Here is a 21,508-nt window from a genome sequence, read left to right as displayed (position 1 = left end):
AAGTGGCTGATTTTCAGAGTGTTTCAGGCGAGCCCCGGTTGGCCTGATCTCTGCACCCTCTGACCTACATTCAACCCGCCGTTGGAGGGGGACGCATGACCCCGACATCCCGCAGGAAAGTGGTCGTCGCCCATTCGGTCCGGCCCGGCGCACCACAACATGAAGTGCAGACCAACAAGGCCCTCGCGCGATGGCTGGCGCAGATCCTCGGCCTCAAGTTCGGCGGCAGTTACGACGCTGAAAAACATCGCGGCCGGGATATTTATCTGCTGCCGACCCAGACCCTCGTTGGCGCTGCGGCCCGCGAACTGGGCGTGAGCGGCCCGGACGATTTGTGGGGCGGTTTTGTCGAGCACGATTTCATCTGCACCAAAGCCATCAGCCACGGTTTGCTCAGCCATCAGGCCCATGCGCCGCAAGGCTGGTCGCCATTGTTTTCCGAGCGGGTGCGCACCGTGGTGCTGGACGGGCTCAGTGTTTTTGCGCTGGAGGATGCACGGCCCGCCGCCGAACATCTGTTGTACAGCGGCCCGATCCGGATCAAGCCCATCCACGCCTGTGCCGGGCGGGGTCAGGAAGTGATCAAGAGTCTCGATGCGTTCGACGAAATCCTCGCCCGACCCGAGGCTGAAGCATTGTTCAGTGATGGCGTGGTGCTGGAGCAGGATTTGAGTCAGGTGGTTACCCACAGCGTTGGTCAGTCGTTCATCGGCGACCGGGTGCTGAGTTACTGCGGTGATCAATACTTGACCAAGGACGCCCACGGTGAAGAGGTGTACGGCGGCTCGAACCTGCTGGTGGTGCAGGGCGGTTACGAGGATCTGCTGACGCTGGATCTGCCCGACGACGTGCGTCTGGCCATTCAGCAGGCGCAGGTGTTCGACCGGGCGGCGGACGAAGCTTATCCGCGTTTCTATGCCTCGCGGCGCAATTACGACATCGCCCAGGGCCTGGACAGCGAAGGCCGGCCGCGCAGTGGCGTGCTCGAGCAGTCCTGGCGCATGGGCGGCGCCAGCAGCGCGGAAGTGGCGGCGCTGCAAAGTTTCGTCAACGATCCCTCGATGCGCGCGATCCGCGTGTCGTCGGTGGAAACCTATACCGATCAGGACCTGCCGGCGGATGCCATCGAGGTGTATCGCGGGCCGGCAGAGAACAGCGACTTTCTCCTCAAATACGTAACGGTCAAATCCTATGACGGCTAGAAGCGAAAGCATTCAAATCGACATTGATGATGAACAGATGAGCGGGACGTTTCTCAGTCCCAAATCGAAAGTCCCCGGTGTGTTGTTCGTGCACGGCTGGGGCGGCAGTCAGGAGCGGGATCTGGAACGGGCCAAAGGCATCGCCGGCCTGGGTTGCGTGTGCCTGACGTTCGACCTGCGCGGGCACACCGGCGGCACCGGCATTCCGCTGAGCCGGGTCACCCGTGAAGACAACCTGCGTGACTTGCTGGCGGCCTACGATCGGCTGCTCGCCCATCCGGCGCTGGACACCTCGGCCATCGCGGTGGTCGGCACCAGCTATGGCGGTTATCTCGCCTCGATCCTCACCTCGCTGCGCCCGGTGCGCTGGCTGGCGCTGCGGGTGCCGGCGCTGTATCGCGACGAGCAATGGCACACGCCCAAACGCGATCTGGACAAGGCCGACCTGCGCGACTATCGCGGCACCCTGGTGCGCGCCGACAGCAACCGCGCCTTGCACGCCTGCTCGCAATTCACCGGGGACGTGCTGCTGGTGCAGTCGGAAACCGATGACTACGTGCCCCACGCGACCATCATGAGTTACCGCGCCGCGTGCCAGCAGACCCACTCGCTGACCCACCGCATCATCGACGGCGCCGACCATGCCCTGAGCGATCCGACCTCTCAGCAGGCCTACACCTCAATCCTGGTCGACTGGATCACCGAGATGGTGGTGGGTGAGCGGTTGAGCATCATTCAGTCCCGCTGATCAGATTTGGGTTTCTTCTCGATCCGCAACGCCTTGGCCTTGGCTTCCACCACCAGGTACATCAGCACGGTGATCAGCAGCGGCAGCAGGAAATAAATCGCCCGATACGCCAGCAGCCCCGCCACCAGACTGCCGCGTGAGGCCTCGTGTTGCAGCAGCGCCACGAACACTGCCTCCAGCACGCCCAGCCCGGCGGGAATGTGGGTGATGACCCCGGCAATCGCACTGATCAGCAGCACCCCGAGCACCAGCGGATAGTCGAGCTTGCTCGGCAGCAAGGTGAAAATCACCGCCGCCATCAACGACCAGTTGAGCGCCCCGAGCAGCAATTGCAGAACCGCCATGCGCAGCGATGGCAGGTTGATTTCCACCCCGCGAATCGACCACTCGCGACGCCGGGAAAACTGGCAGGCAACCAGATAACCGACACTGACCAACAGCAGCAACACGCCAATGCCCTGCAACGCGCCGCTGCTGACTTTCCAGCCCGGTGGCATGCGCACCAGCCCGCTGGCGAACACCACGCCGGCGATGGTCATGTAGCCGAACCAGTTGGTCGCCAGGCTCAGGCCGAGGATCTTGGCGATGTTGCTTTTGCTCACCCCGAGCCGCGAGTACAACCGATAACGCATGGCGATCCCGCCGACCCACGCGCTGAGGTTGAGGTTGAACGCATAGCTGATGACGCCCACCGGCAGGATCTGTTTCCACGTCAGGTCCTGACGAATGTAGGTGCGGCCGATCAGGTCGAAACTGGCGTACACCAGAAAGCTCAGCAAGGTCAGGCTGGAGGCGATGATCAGCGTGCGCACCTTGAAGTCGGCGAGGGTTTGCAGCACTTCGGCCCATTCGATGCGACTGGCGAACATCGTCAGCAAAACGATCAGCGCCAGAAAGAACAACAGGGTCAGCGGACGTTTCCAGCGACTCCAGCGGGACTTGCTCGCCGGTGCCGGATGCACGGCTGCGTGGGCTTCGGAATGGCTCATGAAGGATCGCTCCCGGCGGCATGGGAAAAGGGTTTGAGTCGTGGCTTGTGCGCCGGCAGCCAACCGGCCATGGCCGGAAAATGCCGCAGGAAGTGAAACACCAGAAAGCCCACGGTCATGTGCCAGATCCGTCCGCGTGGCGATTTCGTGGCGTCCATCGCCTTGCAGTGGTTGTGGCTGAGGTCTTCGAGGCGTTCGAACAGGTGGCGATTGAAGGCGCGGTCGCGGATCAGCACGTTGGCTTCCAGGTTCAGCGACAGGCTCAGCGGGTCGAGATTGCTCGAGCCGACGGTGCTCCATTCCTCGTCCACCAGTGCGACTTTGCCGTGCAGCGGCCGCTCGCAATATTCGTGAATCTGCACCCCGGCCTTGAGCAGGTAGTCGTAGGTCATGCGCGCGGCGAGCTTGGCCACCAGCATGTCCGGCTGCCCCTGCAGAATCAGCCGCACCTCGACCCCGCGCCGGGCAGCGTTACGGATTTCGCGCAGCAGGCGATAGCCGGGAAAGAAGTAGGCGTTGGCAATCACCACCCGCCGTTGGGCGCGGCGCAGTACCTGCAAATAGACATCTTCGATATCGGTGGGGTGGCGATCGTTGTCGCGGAACACCAGACGCACCTGACCGTCGTGATCATCGAATGCCATCTCGGCGCGCCGCTGTCGACGGCGTTGCCACCAGAACCTCGCCCGTCCCGGACGGCCGCTTTGCAGCAGGGCGAAATGATGGATGTCGGCCACCGCGGGGCCCTGAATTTCCACCGAGTAATCCTGCTTCGCTTCGGGACCGAAATCGGCCAGATGATCGCCGGAAAAATTGATCCCGCCGATGAACGCAACCAGCCCGTCGACCACCACAATCTTGCGGTGCAAACGGCGGAACCAGTTGGTGCGAATACCCAGATGCTTGGGGGCCGGATCGAAGATCTGCAGGTGGACGCCGGCTTCGCTCAGCGCGGCCAGATAACCGGTGCTCAATTCGCCGCAACCGAAGCCGTCGAGGCTGACGGTGGTGCGCACGCCACGGCGGGCGGCATCGATCAGAATTTCCTGCAACTCTTTCCCGACCTTGTCTTCGAAGACGATGAAGGTCTCCAGCAGGATTTCGCTTTTTGCTGCGCGCATCGCTTCGAAGACCCGGGGGAAATACTCTTCGCCGTTTTCCAGCAACTCGACGCGGTTGTTACCCTGCCAGCGATACTCGACATCGACGGTGCCGGGCTGGCGCACGGGTGGGTTGATGCTGACCGGCTCTACGGCGGATTTCTCCAACGGTGCACTGCTCATAGTTCAATCTCCACCGATAGCGGTGCGTGGTCGGAAAGGTGTGACCAGGGACGGTTCGCCAGCACTTTGGGCTGGCTGGCTTTGAGGTTGCGCACGTAGATCCGGTCCAGGCGCAGCAACGGCATGCGGGCCGGAAAACTGCGCGCCGGTTTGCCGTGATGCGCCGCAAACACTTCACGCAGGCCACAGGGTTCAAGCAAGGCATCGGCGCGCTGGCGCCAGTCGTTGAAATCGCCGGCGACGATCACCGGCGCATCCTCAGGCAGTTCGGCCAGGCGCTTTTTCAGCAGAGCCAACTGATCGTTGCGATGGCTTTCGCGCAGGCCCAGATGGACGCAGATCGCGTGCACCTCACGGTCGTCTCCCGGCAGGCGCAGCACGCAATGCAGCAGCCCGCGGTTTTCGTGGCCGCTGATCGACACGTCGAGGTTGTCATGGCGCACGATCTGGAATTTCGACAGCACCGCATTGCCATGATCGCCCTCCGGGTACACGGCGTTGCGGCCGTAGGCGAACTGCGGCCAGAGACTGTCGGCGAGAAATTCGTACTGCGGCATCGTCGGCCAATTGTTGTAGCGCTTGGGATGATGTTCGTGGGTGCCGTGGACTTCCTGAAGAAACACCACGTCGGCGGACACGCTGCGCACCGCTTCGCGCAATTCCGGCAGGATGAAGCGCCGGTTCAGGGCGGTGAAACCCTTGTGGGTGTTTACCGTCAGCACAGTGAAACGGCGCTCGGTGGTGATGACCGTGGACTGCTCGTCGGTGAAGCCGAGCGGCTCGGGAATGCTCATGCGAGTACCCCTTCGGCGGCTGGCTCACCGGGCACGGTTTCAAGGTTTTTATCCAGATCGAAACGCTGCAACAGGCTGCGGGCATCGAAAGGCGCGCGAACCTTGATGTCGTTGTCGAAGTAGCAGAAAACCTCGCGGGATTTACGGGCCCGAGGCTTCAGGCGCGGCGCGATCAAATGGGCGTCGCGCGGTTGCCTGCCGTGGTGCCAGGCGTCGATCCGTTCGGCCCAGCGTTGCAGCGCGGCGCGGGTGTAACCGCTGGCATAGAGCTCTTCGGCACCGTGCAGGCGCAGGTAGACGAAATCGCTGGTCAGGTCTTCGCGGTACGGCCATTTCCCGGCGGTGTCGGCGATCACCAGCGCAGTGTTGTAGCGCTTGAGCAGGCGCACGAAGTCGGGATCGATGAAACTGTCGTTGCGGATTTCCACGGCATGGCGCAGCGTTTTTTTGCCGTAGGCCTTCAGGCTCGCGTGGCCGTGCAGGTGTGAGTCGTGCTGACGGGCGAGGGCGGCAGCGGCCTGGGTGTCGTGGGGCAACTGGTCGAGAAAGGCTTCGAAACGCTCGGGGTCGAAAGTGAAGTTGGGCGGGAATTGCCAAAGGACCGGCCCGAGTTTTTCCTTCAGTTCCAGCACCCCGGAGGCGAAGAAATTGGCCAGGGGTTTTTCGATATCGCGCAGACGGCGGATGTGGGTGATGAAACGGGGTGCCTTGATGCTGAACACGAAATCGTCCGGCGTTTCGGCGTACCACTGGGCGTAGCGTTCCGGCCGTTGCAGGGCATAGAACGATCCGTTGATTTCGATGCTGTTGACCGCCCGTGAGGCGAACTGCAATTCGCGTTTCTGCGCCAGCCCCTTCGGGTAAAAGTCCCCGCGCCACGGGGCGTAACGCCAGCCTGAAATACCGATGTGAATCGTAGCCATGCCGCCTCCCGTCGAAAGTCCCCATACGGCCTCTGTCTGTGGATGACTGCGGGCGGTCGCGGAAAGTTTCGACGGGATTACGGACGGTCGGGCTGGCTTGATCAGTGCCCGGTGACGATCCGGGCCGAGCCTTCGGCGGGTTCGGCGTATACCGGGCCCAGGCGATCGAGGCGACCGCTCCAGGCCGTCAGGGCCAGTGCCACCAGCACCACCAGGCCGCCGATCCACGCGGTGTGAATCAGGCCGATGTGCTCGACGATCAAACCACCACCCCACGCACCGCCGGCAATCCCGAGGTTGAACGCGGCAATGTTCAGCCCCGATGCTACATCCACGGCGTGCGGTGTGTGATGTTCAGCCTGACGCACCACGTACACCTGCAAGCCCGGCACGTTGCCGAAGGCGACCGCGCCCCAGACCAGCACGGTGGCCAGTGCCAGCCACGGGTTGGCGGCGGTGAAGGTGAGCACGAACAGCACGGCGGCGAGCAGGGCGAAGATGATTTTCAGTGCGCTGATCGGCCCGCGTTTGTCCGCCAGTTTGCCGCCCCAGAGGTTGCCGACCGCCACCGACACGCCGTACACCAGCAACACCAGGCTGACGGTGCCGGCGCTGAAACCGGAGATGTCCTGGAGGATCGGCGCCAGGAACGTGAAGGCGATGAACGAGCCGCCGTAGCCAATGGCGGTCATGGCGTACACCAGCAACAGGCGTGGTTGCTTGAGCACCTGCAATTGCTGCAACAGCGTCGCCGGTTTGCTGTGGGCAATGTTGTTCGGCACGTACAGCAGGCTGCCGATGAATGCGATTACGCCGAGTGCCGACACGGCGAGGAAGGTTTCACGCCAGCCGAAATGCTGACCGATGAACGTGCCCAGCGGCACGCCGGTGACCAGCGCCACGGTCAGGCCGGTGAACATGATCGCAATCGCACTGGCGGCTTTCTCCTTGGGCACCAGACTGGTGGCGATGGTCGAGCCGATCGAAAAGAACACGCCATGGGCCAGACCCGTGACGATCCGCGCCAGCACCAGCGATTCATAACTCGGCGCCAGCCAGGCCAGCAGGTTGCCGAGGGTGAACAGCACCATCAGCGACAGCAGCAACAGTTTGCGCGGGACCTTGCCGGTGAGGGCGGTCAGCACCGGCGCACCGATGGCTACGCCGAGGGCATACAGACTGACCAGCAGACCGGCGGACGGCAGGCTGACGCCGAGATCGGCGCCGATGGTGGGAAGCAGGCCAACGATGACGAACTCGGTCGTCCCGATGGCGAAAGCGCTGAGGGTCAGCGCGAGCAGGGCAATGGGCATGACGGCACTCCGGTTGAGGATTGAATGGAGCGCAGTGTCGGGGTTTGGTGGGGGTGGAAAAATACAGGGATGGGCATTTGATATTTGCGTGCGACGCAAATATCAGCCCCTTGAGGTGATCGCAAGGTGATCGTTCCCACGCTCTGCGTGGGAATGCCTCCGTGGACGCTCTGCGTCCGCTCTTCGAGACGCGGAGCGTCTCTGGCTGCATTCCCACGCAGAGCGTGGGAACGATCAGTGAGGGGGCGTGGGCGTGGGAACGATCAAAACCGAACTTGCCGGGCCAAAACCGATCAGTTCCTTACAGGTTCAACCAAGGGAGCTCTGCGTTTTGACCAGGTTCAGGATCGCGATTCTATTGGGGGCATTGCTGTTGTTCGGCGGCCATGCAGTGCAAGCCGCCAGCCTGCCGGGCGTTGCGGCGGCCAGTGAAGAGCCGGCCAAACCGGAGCCCATCGTGCAGGGCGGACTGCTCGGCGCCATCAGTTCCAGCATCGACGACGTGCAGGACAAGCTCGACCTCAACGAGCATCTGGTCGACGCCTGGCGCCTGCGCGCCGATCGGGCGGCGGATGAAGTCGACAGGCTGGTCAATCAACCTTCGAACCGCTCGGGCTGGAGCGTGGCGGGGGATTTCCTGATGCTGTCCGGCGTGTGGCTGGGCACGTTTGCCGTGTTGACGGTGCTCGGCAGCGTGCTGGGCAAGCGTCTGCGGGAAGGGCGCTGGCTGCGCACCCGCCAGCGCAGTCAGGACCTGCTCGGTTACCTGTTGCCCTACACGCTGCCCGCGCTGATCTGCCTGCCGCTGACCCTGTACGTCAGCCATTTTCTGTCGGCCTCGGTGGGGCGAGCGCTGGCGCTGTGTTTTGCCTACGCCACCAGCAGCGGGATATTTTCCACGTCGATGCTGTTGTGCGTGGTGGTGATGTTCAATGTCGGCCACAAGCGCCGCGCCGTGCAGATCATCCGCGACTACTGCCCGAAACCGCTGTTCCTGATCGGCTTTCTCGCCGCGTTGAGTGACGCCCTGACCAGCCCGCAGATCGCCCGGCAACTGGGCGGCAACATCACCAGCAGCATTGCGGTGTTCACCGGTCTGCTGGCGTCGATCATCTTCGGCCTGCTGGTGATTCGCCTGCGTCGGCCGGTGGCGCACCTGATCCGCAATCGCCCGCTGGCCCAGCGCCTGAAGCAACCGTCGATGCAGGAGTCGCTGCGGATTTTTTCCGGGCTCTGGTACTGGCCGATCGTGCTGATGGTGCTGGTCTCGGCGGTCAATCTGATCGGCATCGGCGAAGATAATCAGAAAGCCTTGCGCTGCGCGTTGTTCACCACGGTGCTGCTGATCGGCACGGTGTTTCTCAGCACGATTCTTCAACATCTTTTCAAGTCGCGCAGGGCCGAGGCGATCCAGCGCAGCAGTGCCTACAAGGAACGCTTTCTCAGCCTGTTGCACGCCTTGCTGCGGATCGTCATTGCGATTGCGTTCATCGATATTCTCGGGCGGATCTGGGGGGTGTCGCTGCTCGACTTCGCGCAAAGCAGCACGGTCGGTCGGGCGATCAGCAATGCGCTGAGCAGCATCGGCCTGATCTTCCTCGTGACGTGGCTGTTGTGGGTGGTGCTCGACACGGCGATTCAGGAAGCACTCAAACCACCGGTCAGCAAACGCTCGGCGCGCCAGCCCAGCACCCGGGTGAAAACCATCCTGCCGCTGCTGCGCAATGCGATCAAAATCATCCTGGTGGTGATCTGCGCGATCACCACCATGGCCAATCTCGGGATCAACGTCGCACCGCTGCTGGCCGGTGCCGGGGTGGTCGGCCTGGCCATCGGTTTCGGCTCGCAGCAACTGGTGCAGGACGTGATCACCGGGCTGTTCATCATCATTGAAGACACCCTGTCGATCGGCGACTGGGTGGTGCTCGATTCCGGGCATGCCGGCACGGTCGAAGGCCTGACCATTCGCACCCTGCGCCTGCGCGATGGCAAGGGCTTCGTGCATTCGGTGCCGTTTGGCCAGATCAAGGCCGTGACCAACCAATCGCGGCAGTTTGCGTTCGCCTTTTTCTCGGTGCAGTTCACCTATGACACTGATGTCGACAAGGCCATTGAGCTGATCCGCGAGGCGGGGGATTCGATTCGCGAAGACCCGTTCCTCAAGTACAACCTGCAAGGGCCGCTGGATGTGTTCGGGGTGGACAGGATGGACCTGAACGGCGTGGTGCTGACCGCGCAATTCCGCACGGTGTCGGGCGGGCAGTATGCGGTGAGCCGCGCGTTCAATCAGCGTCTGAAAAAGCTTGTGGATAACAGCCCGTGGGTGCATTTCGCCCAGACTTATCCACAGCAGGTTTTGCTGCCCAAGCGCCAGGAAGAAGAGGTGGCGCCGGCGCATTCGTCGGTGGTGTTGCCGGAGCAGGCGCGCACTCAGTGACGGGTGAGCCTGTTGCGGATTTCGCTCATGGCGGCGGAGTCCAGTTCCACCCAGAATTGCGGCTTGCCCGCGACCTCGGCAGCGACCGGCAATCCGTCGCGATACACCAACCGATTGCTCGCCAGTGCCGGCACTTTCGCCCCCGGCAACAAGGTGCCGGCGAGGTTCAGCGGATCGACGCCGCACACCGCGATCAGGCTGCCGTCATGGGGGCGACGGCGGACTTCGCGCAGCAACGGAATCGCCTCGGGCAGGGCGAATTGCTCGCCGGCCAGACCGCTGACAAAACGCCCGCCACGAATCTCGCCCCGGGCTTCCAGGCGATGGAATGTGCGCAGCAGTTCGCGCCAGCTCGGCAACCAATCGGCTTCGCGTTCCAGCAGGCGCCAGAACACCACGCCGTAGCGACGCAACAAGGTCACGGCGACATGTTCAAGTGTTTCGGGCGACGCTGTTTGTCGGTTTTCCACAACCGGCCCGCGACGCAATAACGCCCAGCGCCCGGCATCGTCCATGCCACCGACAAGCGCCCCGCGCCCGCGCCGACTGCTGCGCTGCTGGCGCTTGCTCGCCGGGGTGATCAGCGCCCGCAATCCGGCAAAGCTGTCGGCATTCACCAGCCCGGCGCCGACCAGTTCCTGCAAGGCGATTTCCAGCTCGGTGCGTAGCAGGTGCGCTTCATGAATCAGTTCATCGAAAAACAGCGCGCCGTGCTGACTTAGTGCGTCGAAAACTTTGCGGGTCTTGGGCGAGAGTTCACTGACCGGCGTCTGTTCGGCCAGTGCACTCCACAAGCCGACCTGAGTGCGCGGCAGCAACACGATCGGCGTGCTGCGCAATGCCGTGCCACTGCTGTTTTGCCGGGCGCTGAGGCGCGTCCATACCAGTTTGCCGCTGCGGCACAGATCATCCAGCCAGCTCGGTGAGTAATCCTTGAGCCGCGCCGGAAGAATGTCGCTGTCCCAGGCCGAAGCGGCGGCCGGGTAGCCTTCGAATTGGCCGACAATCACCGGCAATACGGCGTTGCCCTGACCACGGGTGGACGGGGACACATGCTGCCAGTCGAACAGAAACCGCATGAAATCCTGCAACGCCACCGGCTCGATTTCCCGGCGCAGACGCTTGACGGTGTAGCGGTGAATGCGCGCCAGCAGATGCCGTTCGCACCATTCTTCAACGGTCGATCCCGGCGTGAAGCGGCCGCGCAGTACATAACCTTCACGCTCCAGATGAGCGAGGGCTTGATGAACAGCGGCCGGCATCAGGGCCAGCGGCTCGGCAATCGCCACCAGCGGTTGCGGACCGAATGCGCCGAGCCGCGCGCGGATCACTTCGATCAGTGCCTCATCGGCGGTCCATGCTTCGTCGAAACCGGGCAACGCGGCCAGTTCAGAATGCGCCTGTGGATAAAGCGCCTGCAGACAGGTCAGGCGTTCTCTCGCCAGCCACAGTGAGTGCTCGGGATCGATCTGCAATCGGCAGGCTCGCCCGGTTTCGGCCAAAGCATTCAGCCACTCGCGCCATTGCGGATTGGCCTCGACTTCGCCGTCGCTGATGCAGGCCAGGCTCATCAGCGCTTCATGCATTTCATCGGCGCTGTTCGGCGTTGGCCACGCTTCTTCGCGCACGGCGTTGATTGCGTCAGCGTCCAGCGCGCCGAGGTCATCGGTGGATTGCGGGTCGCTCCAGCGGCGGTTGAGCACGGCCTGGGTGCGCCGCTCTTCCAGCGGCGCATCGTCGAGAAAGGTGTAGGGGCGGGCGCTGAGGATTTCCGCCGCCAACGGCGAGGGCGCCGGCAGGTCGCGGGCGATCAGGCGCACTTCGCCGCGCTCCATGCGCCGCAGCAGTTCGAGCCAGCCTTCGCTGTCCATCGCTTCGTGCAGGCAATCGTCGAGGGTCTGTTCCACCAGCGGATGCTCGGGAATTTCCCGTTCACCGGCGAGGTTTTCCAGGCAGGCGATCTGATCGGGAAACACGCTGGCGATCAGGTCTTCGCTTTTCATCCGCTGCAATTGCGGCGCGACCTTGCGCCCGCCGGTGTAGCGCGGCAAGGCCAGCGCCACGCCGGCATTCCAGCGCCAGCGCACACCGAACAGAGGCGCATCCAGCACCGCTTGAATCAGGATGTGCTCGGCGCTGTTGCTGTGCAGATAACGCCAGACTTCATCGAGTTCGAAACTGTGGCTGGTGGACAGCGACAGCACGATCGCGTCTTCGCTGGCGGCGGCCTGCAATTCGAAGTTGAAGGTGCGGCAGAAACGCTTGCGCAGGGCCAGGCCCCAGGCGCGGTTGATACGACTGCCGAACGGCGAGTGAATGATCAGCTGGGTGCCGCCGGACTCGTCGAAAAACCGCTCCATCAGCAGCGTGTCCCGCGACGGCAAGGCGCCGAGGGCGAGGCGGGCGCGGGCCAGGTAATCCACCAGTTGTTCGGCGCTGGCCAGGTTCAGGCCGAGGGTGTCGGTCAGCCAATCGAGCGCCGGTTGCAGGTTGCCGGGGCTGGCGCTGAGCAGTTGATCCAGCTGCGCGTGCAGGCGCGCCACGGCCGCCGACAGTTCATCGCTGCGTCCCGGCGCCTCACCGAGCCAGAACGGAATGGTCGGCGGCAGGCCCTGGGCGTCTTCGACCCGCACCTTGCCGGAGTCCACCCGCAGGATCCGATAAGAGGCGTTGCCGAGCTGGAACACGTCGCCGGCAATGCTTTCCACGGCGAAGTCTTCGTTGACGCTGCCGATGTTCAGCCCTTGGGGTTCGAGCAAGACGCTGTAGTCGGCATTGTCGGGGATGGTGCCGCCGCTGGTGACTGCGGTCAGCCGTGCGCCGCGTCGTCCGCGCAGGGTTCGGCTCACGGCGTCGCGGTGCAGGTAGGCGCTGCGGATGCCCTGACGGCCGTTGTAGCCTTCGGCGAGCATGCCCAGCAGCGCCTGATAATGTTTTTCGTCGAGGCGGGCGTAGGGCTCGGCCCGGCGGAACAGCGCGAGCAAATCGTCTTCGGCCCATTCCTGGCAACTGACCTCGGCGATGATCTGCTGCGCCAGCACATCCAGCGGCGCTTCGGGTATGTGCAGCGTATCGAGTTCACCCCGGCGCACGCAGTCGAGCAGGGCAGCGCATTCGATCAGGTCGTCGCGGGTGGTGGCGAACAGGCGCCCCTTGGGCGTGCCGCCGACCTGGTGCCCGGAGCGGCCGACCCGTTGCAGAAAACCGGCAATCGAGCGCGGTGAAGCGATCTGGCAGACGAGGTCGACTTCGCCGATATCGATGCCCAGCTCCAGCGATGCGGTGGCGATCAGCACTTGCAGCTCGCCACGCTTGAGCCGTTGTTCGGCGTCGAGGCGAAACTCCTTGGCCAGACTGCCGTGGTGCGCCGCCACCGCGTCTTTTCCGAGGCGTTCGCTGAGGTGTCGACTCAGGCGCTCGGCCAGACGTCGGGTGTTGACGAAAATCAGCGTGGTGCGGTGTTCACGGGCCAGTGCCGCGAGGCGGTCGTAGACCAGTTCCCAGACGTCGTTGGCCATCACCGCCGTCAGCGGCACCGGCGGCACTTCGATGCCCAGATCCCGTGGGCGCGCGTGGCCGATGTCGATGATTTCGCACGGGCGCCCATGGCCTACCAGAAACCGCGCCACCGCATCGATCGGTTTTTGCGTGGCCGACAGGCCGATGCGGGTCAGCGGTTCAGGACACAGCGCCTGCAAGCGTTCGAGACTCAAGGCCAGGTGACTGCCGCGTTTGCCGGCGGCGATGGCGTGGATTTCATCGACGATCACCGTGCGCGTGGTGCCGAGCATTTTGCGCCCGGACTCGGAGCCGAGCAGCACGTAGAGCGATTCCGGGGTGGTCACCAGAATGTGCGGCGCGCTCTTGCGCATGGCGGCGCGGTCTTTCTGCGGGGTGTCGCCGGTGCGCACGGCGGTGGTGATTTCCAGCGCCGGCAGGTCCATCTGGCGTAACTGCTCGGTAATCCCGGCCAGCGGGTTCTGCAGATTGATGCGTATGTCGTTGGACAGTGCCTTGAGCGGCGAAACGTAGACCACCAGGGTTTCGTCCGGCAGGCCGTCAGGCGTTTCCAGGCCGCGGTGGACCAGTTCGTCGAGCACGGCAAGGAACGCGGTGAGGGTCTTGCCGGAACCGGTGGGCGCGGCGATCAGCGTCGAACGGCGCTGGCGGATCAACGGCCATGCGCGGGCCTGGGCGGCGGTTACCGTCGGGAAGGTGCTGCTGAACCAGGCGCTGACGGCGGGGTGAAAGCCTGCCAGCGCCGCGTCCGTGGGAAGGGGCAGATTCATGGCTCCAGTTATGCGGGTGGGTGGGCGAAGTTGCAAGTACCGCTCGGGATCTACACTTTACGGGTGACGGTTGCGCACTAAACCCGCAAAATGCAACGATTCCGGCAATTATCGACGACGGTGTCACAAAGCATCGTCGCCAAAGCCATCGTTCCAATCAGACTGGGCCTGCTGACTCTATGCGAATGCGCCTTATGTTACTGGGCGGCGGAAATGCCCTTGGGCAGGCGCTGATTCGCCTCGGTGCGGAGGAAGACATCGGTTTCCTCGCCCCCCGCCCGCCCGAAGACGGCTGGGATGCCGCGAGCCTGACCCAATTGCTCGACGACACCCGTCCCGATGCATTGATCAACCTTGCCTACTATTTCGACTGGTTCCAGGCCGAGGTCGTCAGTGAAAGCCGTCTGGCCGGGCAGGAACGCGCCATCGAACGCCTGGCCGAACTGTGCCAGCACCACAACATCGTGCTGGTGCAGCCGTCCAGTTATCGAGTGTTCGACGGCTCCCGCGCCACCGCCTACAGCGAAAAGGACGAACCGGTGCCATTGGGCCTGCGCGGTCAGGCGTTGTGGCGGATCGAACAGAGCGTTCGCGCCACTTGCCCGCAACATGTGCTGCTGCGCTTTGGCTGGCTGCTCGACGACAGCCCGGAAGGGATCCTCGGACGCTTCCTGGCCCGTGCCGAGCAACCGGATGAATTACTCCTGGCAGACGACCGGCGCGGCAACCCGACGCCGGTCGATGATGCGGCACGGGTGATCATTTCGGTGCTCAAACAACTCGATTGCGCCGCGCCGCTGTGGGGCACATACCACTACGCCGGCCACGAGGCGACCACGCCGCTGGCGCTGGGCCAGGCGATTCTCTCCGAAGCGCGCAGCCTGCACCCGCTGGCCATCGAAGCGCCGACCGCCCAGGCCCACGCCGCGCGGCCGGATGCCGCCGAAGAACCGCAACACGCGGTGCTCGCCTGCAAGAAAATTCTGCACACCTTCGGGATCAAGCCGCGCGCCTGGCGTGCCGCACTCCCGGGCTTACTGGATAGGTTTTATCGTCATGGCTGAAGGCCCTGTTCTCATCACCGGCGGTGCCGGTTTCATCGGCTCGCACCTGACTGACGCGCTGCTTGCCAAGGGCCATTCGGTGCGGATCCTCGATGACCTGTCGACCGGCAAGCGCAGCAATCTGCCGCTGGATAATCCCAGGGTCGAACTGATCGTCGGCGATGTGGCCGATGCCGCATTGGTCGCACAGGCAATGCAGGGTTGCAGCGCGGTCGCACACCTCGCCGCCGTCGCTTCGGTGCAGGCATCGGTGGACGATCCGGTGAAAACCCACCAGAGCAATTTCATCGGCACGCTGAACGTCTGCGAAGCCATGCGCGAGGCCGGCGTCAAACGCGTGCTGTATGCTTCCAGCGCGGCCGTCTACGGCAACAATGGCGAAGGCGAGTCGATTGACGAAGACACGCCCAAGGCACCGTTGACGCCTTACGCGTCGGACAAACTGGCCGGCGAGCAGTACTTCGATTTCTACCGCCGCCAGCACGGTCTGGAACCGGCGATCTTCCGTTTCTTCAACATCTTCGGCCCGCGCCAGGATCCGTCCTCGCCGTACTCCGGGGTGATCAGCATCTTCAGCGAACGCGCGCAGAAAGGCCTGCCGATCACCGTGTTCGGCGATGGCGAGCAGACCCGGGATTTCATGTACGTCGAAGACCTGGTCGATGTGCTGGTGCAGGCGATCGAGACGCCGCAAGTGGACGTCGGTGCGGTGAACGTCGGCTGGAATCAGGCGACCAACCTCAAGCAGATGCTGGCCGCGCTCGAAGCGGTGGTCGGCGAGTTGCCGCCCGTCAGCTACGGTCCGGCGCGCTCCGGTGACATCCGTCATTCGCGGGCGAACAACCGCCGGCTGCTGGAGCGATTCAAGTGCCCGACGCCAACGCCGATGAGCGTCGGCCTGGCCCGTCTGCTCGGCCGCTGAGTTTCTCCCGGACATGAAAAAGGCGCCTTTTGACAGGCGCCTTTTTCACGGCCGGAATTCGGGTTTCAAACCGGTTTCCTGTAGCGAGGGAGCTTGCTCCCCGGTCGATTGCGAAACATCGCCGTCAGTTCTGAGCTGCCCGCCACCAAGCCTCATTCACCACCACGTGAACGTTCTTTAGAACTTGTAGCCTAGACCAACCATGTAGATGAAGGGATCAACGTCCACATTCACCCGTGCACGGGTGCCCGGGGCCACGGCGTTGTTCTCGACGGTGGCGCGGGTATCGATGTCGATGTAGCGCACCTGGGCGTTGAGCATGATGTTGTCGGTCAGCATGTAGTCGGCGCCGACCTGCCAGGCCAGGCCCCAGGAGTTTTTCGCCTTGAAGTTGCTGAAACCGTTGGACTGGGCTTCGCTGCCGACGTGCTCGTCGTAGATCCAGGTGTAGTTGATGCCGCCGCCGATGTACGGCTGGAAGGCCGACTTCGCGTCCAGCGGGTAGTAGACGACGCTCAGGGTCGGCGGCAGGTGTTTGAGGGTGCCGAGTTTGCCGTTGGCGGCTGGCAGGGCAGTGCCCTTGAGCTTCACGTCATGTTCGAACGGCGAGGCGGCCAACAGCTCGATACCGATGTTGTTGGTCAGCATGTAGGCGAAGTTCAGGCCCAGTTGGGTGTCGCTGCTCATGGTCGCCTTGCCGCCCAGGTTGGTGCCGCTCAGCGGACCCTGATCGACCTTGACGCTGGAGCTGTCGGCCTTCGGGTTGACGGTGATCGCACCGGCACGAACGATGATGTCGCCGGCTTCGTGGGCGTGGGCGAGCGGGGCTGCGAGCGCGAGGGCAAACAGCGAGGCGCTGAGCAAGGACTTGTTCATGGAAGCTCCCAAAGGACGTTAAAAATGTTTGATGTCCTATGGTACGAATCCGTCTGATACGGTCTTTTGACTCAGCTCAATGAAACAGTGATGCCCCGGATTTTTGTGGAACTTTCATGGCCTCATCGCTGACAAGCAATAAAGAACCAGCAGATTTACTCCGGCAGTTCGTACACATAAATCTTGTCAGCTTCCATCTGATACCCGGCATCGGCCAGTTCGCTGGTGGACTGCTTGACCTGCAACGGCCCTTCCACCCAGTACGGCTGATACAGTTCGTCGAGCTTCACGCCGAGTTCGCTTTTCACGTGCACGATCTGGTTCGATGGCGGTGGCGGCACGTGGATGCAGGCGCCGAAATACGGCACCAGCAGGAAGTCCGTGGTGCGGCCCTCTTCGCTCACTTCCAGCGGCACGATGTAGCCCGGCAGGCGGATGTTCTGGCCGTCGAGGCTTTGCACCACGGGGGCGTTGGGCATGTCCTGTTTGGCGGCCGGCGCGGACTCGGCGGGCAGCGCATCGCCCATCTTCGACAGGTCATGCAGCGGCGTCATGTTCGGCACTTCGGGCGCTGCGTCCGGCGGGATCATCTCCGACCAGGTCAGGTCTTTCGGCGCCGCCGCCCACACGGGCAGGGCGACCAGCAACAGCAGCGCAAGCACGGCGCGGGGCATGGTGAACATCCTCATAAACGGATCGACAGGCCGTCGGCCAGAGATTGGCGATACGCGCGCCAGGCCGGCACGCTGCCCATCAGCAGCGCGGCCGCCAGAATGCCACCGAGCAGCGTCCATTCATACTCGCTTGGCCAGGCCAGCGGCAGATACAGACCGTAATTGGCCTGCACATAACCCTGTGCCGCAGCGATGCCGACGTACAGCAACGCCAGTCCGGCGATCACCCCGGTCAGCGCCAGAGCGAACGCTTCCAGCACCAGCAGGCTTGCGATGTGCCACGGTCGCGCGCCCACCGAACGCAGGATCGCCATTTCGCGGCGACGCTCGTTGAGGCTGGTGAGAATCGCCGTGAGCATGCCGATCAGCCCGGTCAGCACCACGAACAGCGAGACCACGAACAACGCTTTTTCAGCGGTGCTCATCAGGCTCCACAACTCCTGCAAGGCCACGCCCGGCAGAATCGCCAGCATCGGCTCGCCACGGAACTCGTTGATCTCCCGTTGCAGGGCGAAGGTCGAGATCTTGCTGTTGAGGCCGAGCATGAACGCGGTGATGGCTTGCGGCGTCAGGTCCATGTTGCGTGCCTGATCGGCGCTGATTCGCCCGTTGCCACGGGCCGGCACGCCGTTGTGCCAGTCAATGTGGATCGCCTCCATGCCGCCGAGGCTGATGTGCAGCGTGCGGTCCACCGGGGTGCCGGTGCGCTTGAGAATGCCGACCACGGTGAACGGCTTGTCATCGTGCTTGACCAGACTGATCGCCGCCACGCCGTGGGCCAGCACCAGTTTGTCGCCGAGCTTGTAATGCAGCGCTTCGGCCACTTCGGCACCGAGCACCACTTCGAACGGATCGGTGGCGAAGGCGCGGCCATCCGCCAGTTGCAGATGTTGCTGACGCCCGTACTGGTAATGCTCGAAATAGGCTTCGGTGGTGCCCATCACCCGGTAGCCGCGATGGGAATCGCCGAGGGACATCGGGATCGCCCACTTCACCTTCGGGTTGCTGGCGAAGTGTTCGAAGCTGTCCCAGCGGATGTTGTTGGTGGCGTTGCCGATGCGAAACACCGAATACAGCAACAGGTTCACCGAACCGGAACGGGCGCCGACGATCAGGTCAGTGCCGCTGATGGTGCTGGCGAAACTGGCCTTGGCTTCAGTGCGCACCCGTTCCACGGCCAGCAGCAGGCAGACGGAAAGGGCAATGGCGAAAGCAGTGAGCAGGGCGGTGAAACGCCGGTTGGCGAGGCTGGCCATGGCCAGACGGAACAGATACATCTCAGACCTCGGCAGACGTGGCGGCGCGATTGAGTTCGGCCAGGGACAGGTGACGGTCGAACAGCGGCGCGAGGCTCTGGTCGTGGCTGACGAACAACAGGCTCGAGCCAGCTTCGCGGCATTCGGCGAACAGCAGACGAATGAAGTTTTCCCGGGCGTCGTAATCCAGTGCCGAGGTCGGTTCGTCGGCAATCACCAGTTCCGGTTGCCCGATCAATGCGCGCGCTGCGGCGACGCGTTGCTGCTGACCGATCGACAGCGAATCGGCGCGGCGACTCAGGAGGCTTTCGTCCTTCAAACCCAGGTGGGCGAGCAGGGTGGCGGCGGCCTGATCGACGCTGCCGTGGCGTTGCTTCGCACGTTCGGCACGCAGCTTCGAAAAGTGGCACGGCAGCTCGACGTTCTCGCGCACCGAGAGAAAGGGCAACAGGTTGAACTGCTGGAAAATGTAGCCGGTGTGGTCGACCCGAAAGCGATCCCGGGCGCCGGCACCCAGTTCGGTCAGTTCCTGGCCGAGCAGGCGAATGCTGCCGCGACCGGGTTTCTGCACCCCGCCAAGCAGTCCGAGCAGGGTGGTCTTGCCGCTGCCGCTGGGGCCCTTGAGGAACAGGGTTTCGCCGGCTTCCAGGCGAAACGCCGGGATGTCCAGCAGCGGCGGGTGACCGGGCCAGTTGAAGCCCAGGTCGGACAGTTCGATGAGTGCTTGGGTCATGGCGCCGTTTCGTGTCAGAACTTCAGGGCGGCGGCCTTGGCCGTCACTTCCGTGCCTTGCTGGCCGCTCGGGCCGATCAGTTGTACCTGAATTTTCTGGGTGGCCGGGAAGGTAGTGAACAGGTTCGCCAGATCCAGGGTTTTCAACGCGCCCGGCGCCGCGCAGCTGAACTGGTAGTGGGCGTGGATTTCGCTGTGGTCGTGATGATGCTCGTGACCGTCCTTGCCGGCCTCCTCTTCGTCGTGATCGTCGGCATCCGGCTTGTCGCCGAACAGCGGGCTTTCCAGCTCCTGATGGGTGACTTTGCAACCGGCGGCGGCCGGCAGACTGAACAGCGCCTGCGGTTTTTCCAGTTGCGCGCGGGCGGCGGCGACCTTGGCCTTGTCGGCATCGCTGGTGGCGACGTGTTCAAAACCCACAAGGTTCATCGCCGGGCTTTCCAGCTCCAGCTCCAGGGTCTGGCCGTCGAGCGCGGCGTTCAGGCGTCCAACGCCATGTTCGTGGGTAGCGAGGCTGCCGTGCTCATGGTCGTGATCATGCTCATCGGCAGCCTGGGCGATGGCCAGCGGCAACAGGGCAAACGGCAAAGCGAGCAGCAGACGACGCATGGCGGTCTCCGGGAAGTAAAGTGAAGAGTTTGTTATGTAATCTTATAACGAAAGTGCGCAGAGTTTGCCCGCCCGCTTGGCGTTACACAAGTGCCATGGGAGCATGCAGGTCAGAAATGTGCGGGAGAAAGCTTATGTTGCGGATACGCGGAACCGTCGGCGAGTTGCCGGTGGATTTGACCCTGGAACTGGATGAAAGCGACTGGGCGCGGCTCGGTGCGCAGTTTGGCGTGCAGGTGCAGACGGCCCAGCCGCAGACAGCAGCGGCGGCGCCTGTGGCGAAACCGGTGAGTCAGGACGATGCGTTGTGGCAGGTCGCCAGGGATTTGCTGCGCAAGGCCGGGCAGCTCAGCGGCCCGGATCTGCTGGATCAGCTCGAAGGGCTGACCGGCAGCGCAGCGGCGGGCAAGCGCTTGCTGGTGCGCCTGCGTCATTCATCCGACGTGAAAGTGGCGAGCGGCGGCGATACGCCGCTCTACAGCTGGATCGAGTAAGCGCTTAGTACAGCGCGGCAAACACCTTGCGCCGGTAAGCGGTCACCAGCGGGTGATCGTTGCCCAGCAGTTCGAACACTTGCAGCAAGGTCTTGTGCGGCAGGCCTTCGCCGTAGCTGCGGTTGCGGATGAACAGCTTGAGCAATGCGTCCAGCGCCGCTTCGTATTGCTGACGGGCCAGTTGCTGGATCGCCAGTTGATACACCGCTTCATCGTCCTGCGGGTTTTGCGCCAGACGGCTCTTCAGGTCGGCGGCGTCCGGCAGGTCTCGGGCCAGGCCGAGGAACTTGATCTGCGCCTTGGCGCCAGCCAGCGCGGCTTTGTGCTCGTCGCTCTTGACCGCGTCGAGCACGGTTTGCGCTTCGCCCAGCTCACCGCGTTCGGTCAGGCAGCGAGCATAGAGAATCAACGCCTTGGCGTTGGTATTGTCTTCGCCCAGCAGCGTGACCAATGTCGCTTCCGCGTCGGCGTAGCGGCCCTCGTCAAACAGTGCCTGAGCCTGTTCGAACGGATCGGCAGCCGACGGCGCGGGCATCTGCACATGGGGTTCGAGCAGGGCGCGCACGGCGGATTCCGGTTGCGCGCCGGCAAAGCCGTCCACCGGTTGACCGTCCTTGAACAGCACCACGGTCGGCAGGCTGCGGATGCCGAAGCGGGCGACGATGTCCTGCTCGATATCGCAATTGACCTTGGCCAGCAGCAACTCGCCCTGATAGCTCTCGGCGATCCCTTGCAGCATCGGCATCAGCGCCTTGCACGGCGCGCACCATTCGGCCCAGAAATCCACCAGCACCGGTTTTTGAAAGGAAGCCTCGATCACCGACTGGTCGAAGTCGGCCGTCGTGGCGTCGAAGATGTACGGCGTTTGCTGACTCATGGGGTATCTCGTAAAAGCGTGAATGG

18 protein-coding genes are annotated in these 21,508 nt (G+C 63.4%); 6 read left to right on the top strand and 12 right to left on the bottom strand.

Annotated elements, in window-relative coordinates; translation table 11 throughout:
* The first annotated feature begins 95 nt into the window (after positions 1 to 95).
* Positions 96 to 1,202: a DUF3182 family protein gene (locus AC07Y2_RS04440; protein WP_103385516.1), complete on the top strand. Its 1,107-nt coding sequence runs from the start codon at positions 96 to 98 to the stop codon at positions 1,200 to 1,202.
* Positions 1,192 to 1,950: an alpha/beta hydrolase family protein gene (locus AC07Y2_RS04435; protein ID WP_007955615.1), complete on the top strand. Its 759-nt coding sequence runs from the start codon at positions 1,192 to 1,194 to the stop codon at positions 1,948 to 1,950. Before AC07Y2_RS04440 ends, AC07Y2_RS04435 begins: the two co-directional genes overlap by 11 nt.
* Here AC07Y2_RS04435 and AC07Y2_RS04430 read toward each other — a convergent pair.
* The 5 genes from AC07Y2_RS04430 to AC07Y2_RS04410 form a co-directional block, all read right to left on the bottom strand.
* Positions 1,938 to 2,939, bottom strand: a complete 1,002-nt coding sequence (locus AC07Y2_RS04430; RefSeq protein ID WP_103385515.1) for a lysylphosphatidylglycerol synthase domain-containing protein — start codon at positions 2,937 to 2,939, stop codon at positions 1,938 to 1,940. The two genes, AC07Y2_RS04435 and AC07Y2_RS04430, sit on opposite strands and share 13 nt — an antisense overlap.
* Positions 2,936 to 4,222 (bottom strand): cardiolipin synthase ClsB, encoded by a 1,287-nt coding sequence (clsB, locus tag AC07Y2_RS04425; protein WP_103385514.1) that lies wholly within the window; start codon positions 4,220 to 4,222, stop codon positions 2,936 to 2,938. Before clsB ends, AC07Y2_RS04430 begins: the two co-directional genes overlap by 4 nt.
* A complete protein-coding gene (locus AC07Y2_RS04420) occupies positions 4,219 to 5,016 on the bottom strand; it encodes an endonuclease/exonuclease/phosphatase family protein (RefSeq protein ID WP_039771952.1) in 798 nt (265 codons plus the stop codon). The genes clsB and AC07Y2_RS04420 overlap by 4 nt, the downstream gene beginning before the upstream one ends.
* Positions 5,013 to 5,939, bottom strand: a complete 927-nt coding sequence (locus AC07Y2_RS04415) for a DUF72 domain-containing protein (RefSeq protein WP_039771950.1) — start codon at positions 5,937 to 5,939, stop codon at positions 5,013 to 5,015. Before AC07Y2_RS04415 ends, AC07Y2_RS04420 begins: the two co-directional genes overlap by 4 nt.
* 101 nt (positions 5,940 to 6,040) lie before the next feature.
* On the bottom strand, positions 6,041 to 7,252 hold the full coding sequence (locus AC07Y2_RS04410; protein ID WP_103385513.1) for an MFS transporter: 1,212 nt from the start codon (positions 7,250 to 7,252) through the stop codon (positions 6,041 to 6,043).
* Between the two features lie 331 nt (positions 7,253 to 7,583).
* Here AC07Y2_RS04410 and AC07Y2_RS04405 point away from each other — a divergent pair, with 331 nt between their 5' ends.
* Positions 7,584 to 9,689, top strand: coding sequence for a mechanosensitive ion channel family protein (locus AC07Y2_RS04405; protein ID WP_103385512.1), 2,106 nt, complete (start codon positions 7,584 to 7,586; stop codon positions 9,687 to 9,689).
* On the opposite strand, the gene AC07Y2_RS04400 is transcribed toward AC07Y2_RS04405, so the two are convergent.
* The gene (locus tag AC07Y2_RS04400) at positions 9,683 to 13,978 is read right to left on the bottom strand and encodes a DEAD/DEAH box helicase (protein WP_103385511.1); all 4,296 of its coding nucleotides are present in this window, start codon (positions 13,976 to 13,978) and stop codon (positions 9,683 to 9,685) included. The two genes, AC07Y2_RS04405 and AC07Y2_RS04400, sit on opposite strands and share 7 nt — an antisense overlap.
* Before the next feature lie 179 nt (positions 13,979 to 14,157).
* Between AC07Y2_RS04400 and AC07Y2_RS04395 the strand changes: the two genes are divergently transcribed.
* Complete coding sequence (locus AC07Y2_RS04395; protein WP_039771944.1) at positions 14,158 to 15,042, top strand: sugar nucleotide-binding protein; 885 nt, start codon at positions 14,158 to 14,160, stop codon at positions 15,040 to 15,042.
* Positions 15,035 to 15,964, top strand: a complete 930-nt coding sequence (locus tag AC07Y2_RS04390; protein ID WP_103385510.1) for an NAD-dependent epimerase/dehydratase family protein — start codon at positions 15,035 to 15,037, stop codon at positions 15,962 to 15,964. The genes AC07Y2_RS04395 and AC07Y2_RS04390 overlap by 8 nt, the downstream gene beginning before the upstream one ends.
* 177 nt (positions 15,965 to 16,141) lie before the next feature.
* Here AC07Y2_RS04390 and AC07Y2_RS04385 read toward each other — a convergent pair whose 3' ends face one another.
* From AC07Y2_RS04385 to AC07Y2_RS04365, 5 genes are all read right to left on the bottom strand, one after another.
* On the bottom strand, positions 16,142 to 16,840 hold the full coding sequence (locus AC07Y2_RS04385; protein ID WP_039771940.1) for an OmpW/AlkL family protein: 699 nt from the start codon (positions 16,838 to 16,840) through the stop codon (positions 16,142 to 16,144).
* Between the two features lie 155 nt (positions 16,841 to 16,995).
* Entirely contained in the window at positions 16,996 to 17,514 is a 519-nt protein-coding gene (locus AC07Y2_RS04380) for a DUF3299 domain-containing protein (protein WP_103385524.1), read from the bottom strand.
* Positions 17,515 to 17,525: 11 nt separating this feature from the next.
* A complete protein-coding gene (locus AC07Y2_RS04375; RefSeq protein ID WP_085648658.1) occupies positions 17,526 to 18,791 on the bottom strand; it encodes an ABC transporter permease in 1,266 nt (421 codons plus the stop codon).
* Between the two features lies 1 nt (position 18,792).
* Entirely contained in the window at positions 18,793 to 19,503 is a 711-nt protein-coding gene (locus AC07Y2_RS04370) for an ABC transporter ATP-binding protein (RefSeq protein WP_064599743.1), read from the bottom strand.
* A gap of 14 nt (positions 19,504 to 19,517) precedes the next feature.
* Positions 19,518 to 20,111, bottom strand: coding sequence for a DUF2796 domain-containing protein (locus AC07Y2_RS04365; RefSeq protein ID WP_103385509.1), 594 nt, complete (start codon positions 20,109 to 20,111; stop codon positions 19,518 to 19,520).
* 134 nt (positions 20,112 to 20,245) lie between these two features.
* On the opposite strand from AC07Y2_RS04365, the gene AC07Y2_RS04360 reads away from it, so the two are divergent.
* Positions 20,246 to 20,605 carry a hypothetical protein gene (locus tag AC07Y2_RS04360; RefSeq protein ID WP_103385508.1) on the top strand — a complete coding sequence of 120 codons (360 nt, stop codon included), beginning with the start codon at positions 20,246 to 20,248 and terminating at the stop codon, positions 20,603 to 20,605.
* A 4-nt stretch (positions 20,606 to 20,609) separates the two neighbouring features.
* Here the strand turns inward: AC07Y2_RS04360 and trxA are convergent, their stop codons facing one another.
* The gene (gene trxA / locus AC07Y2_RS04355; RefSeq protein WP_007955581.1) at positions 20,610 to 21,482 is read right to left on the bottom strand and encodes a thioredoxin; all 873 of its coding nucleotides are present in this window, start codon (positions 21,480 to 21,482) and stop codon (positions 20,610 to 20,612) included.
* Between the last annotated feature and the right edge of the window lie 26 nt (positions 21,483 to 21,508).

This window comes from Pseudomonas sp. GW456-12-1-14-TSB6, assembly GCF_059424205.1.
This window is presented reverse-complemented; position numbering and strand designations above follow the sequence as displayed.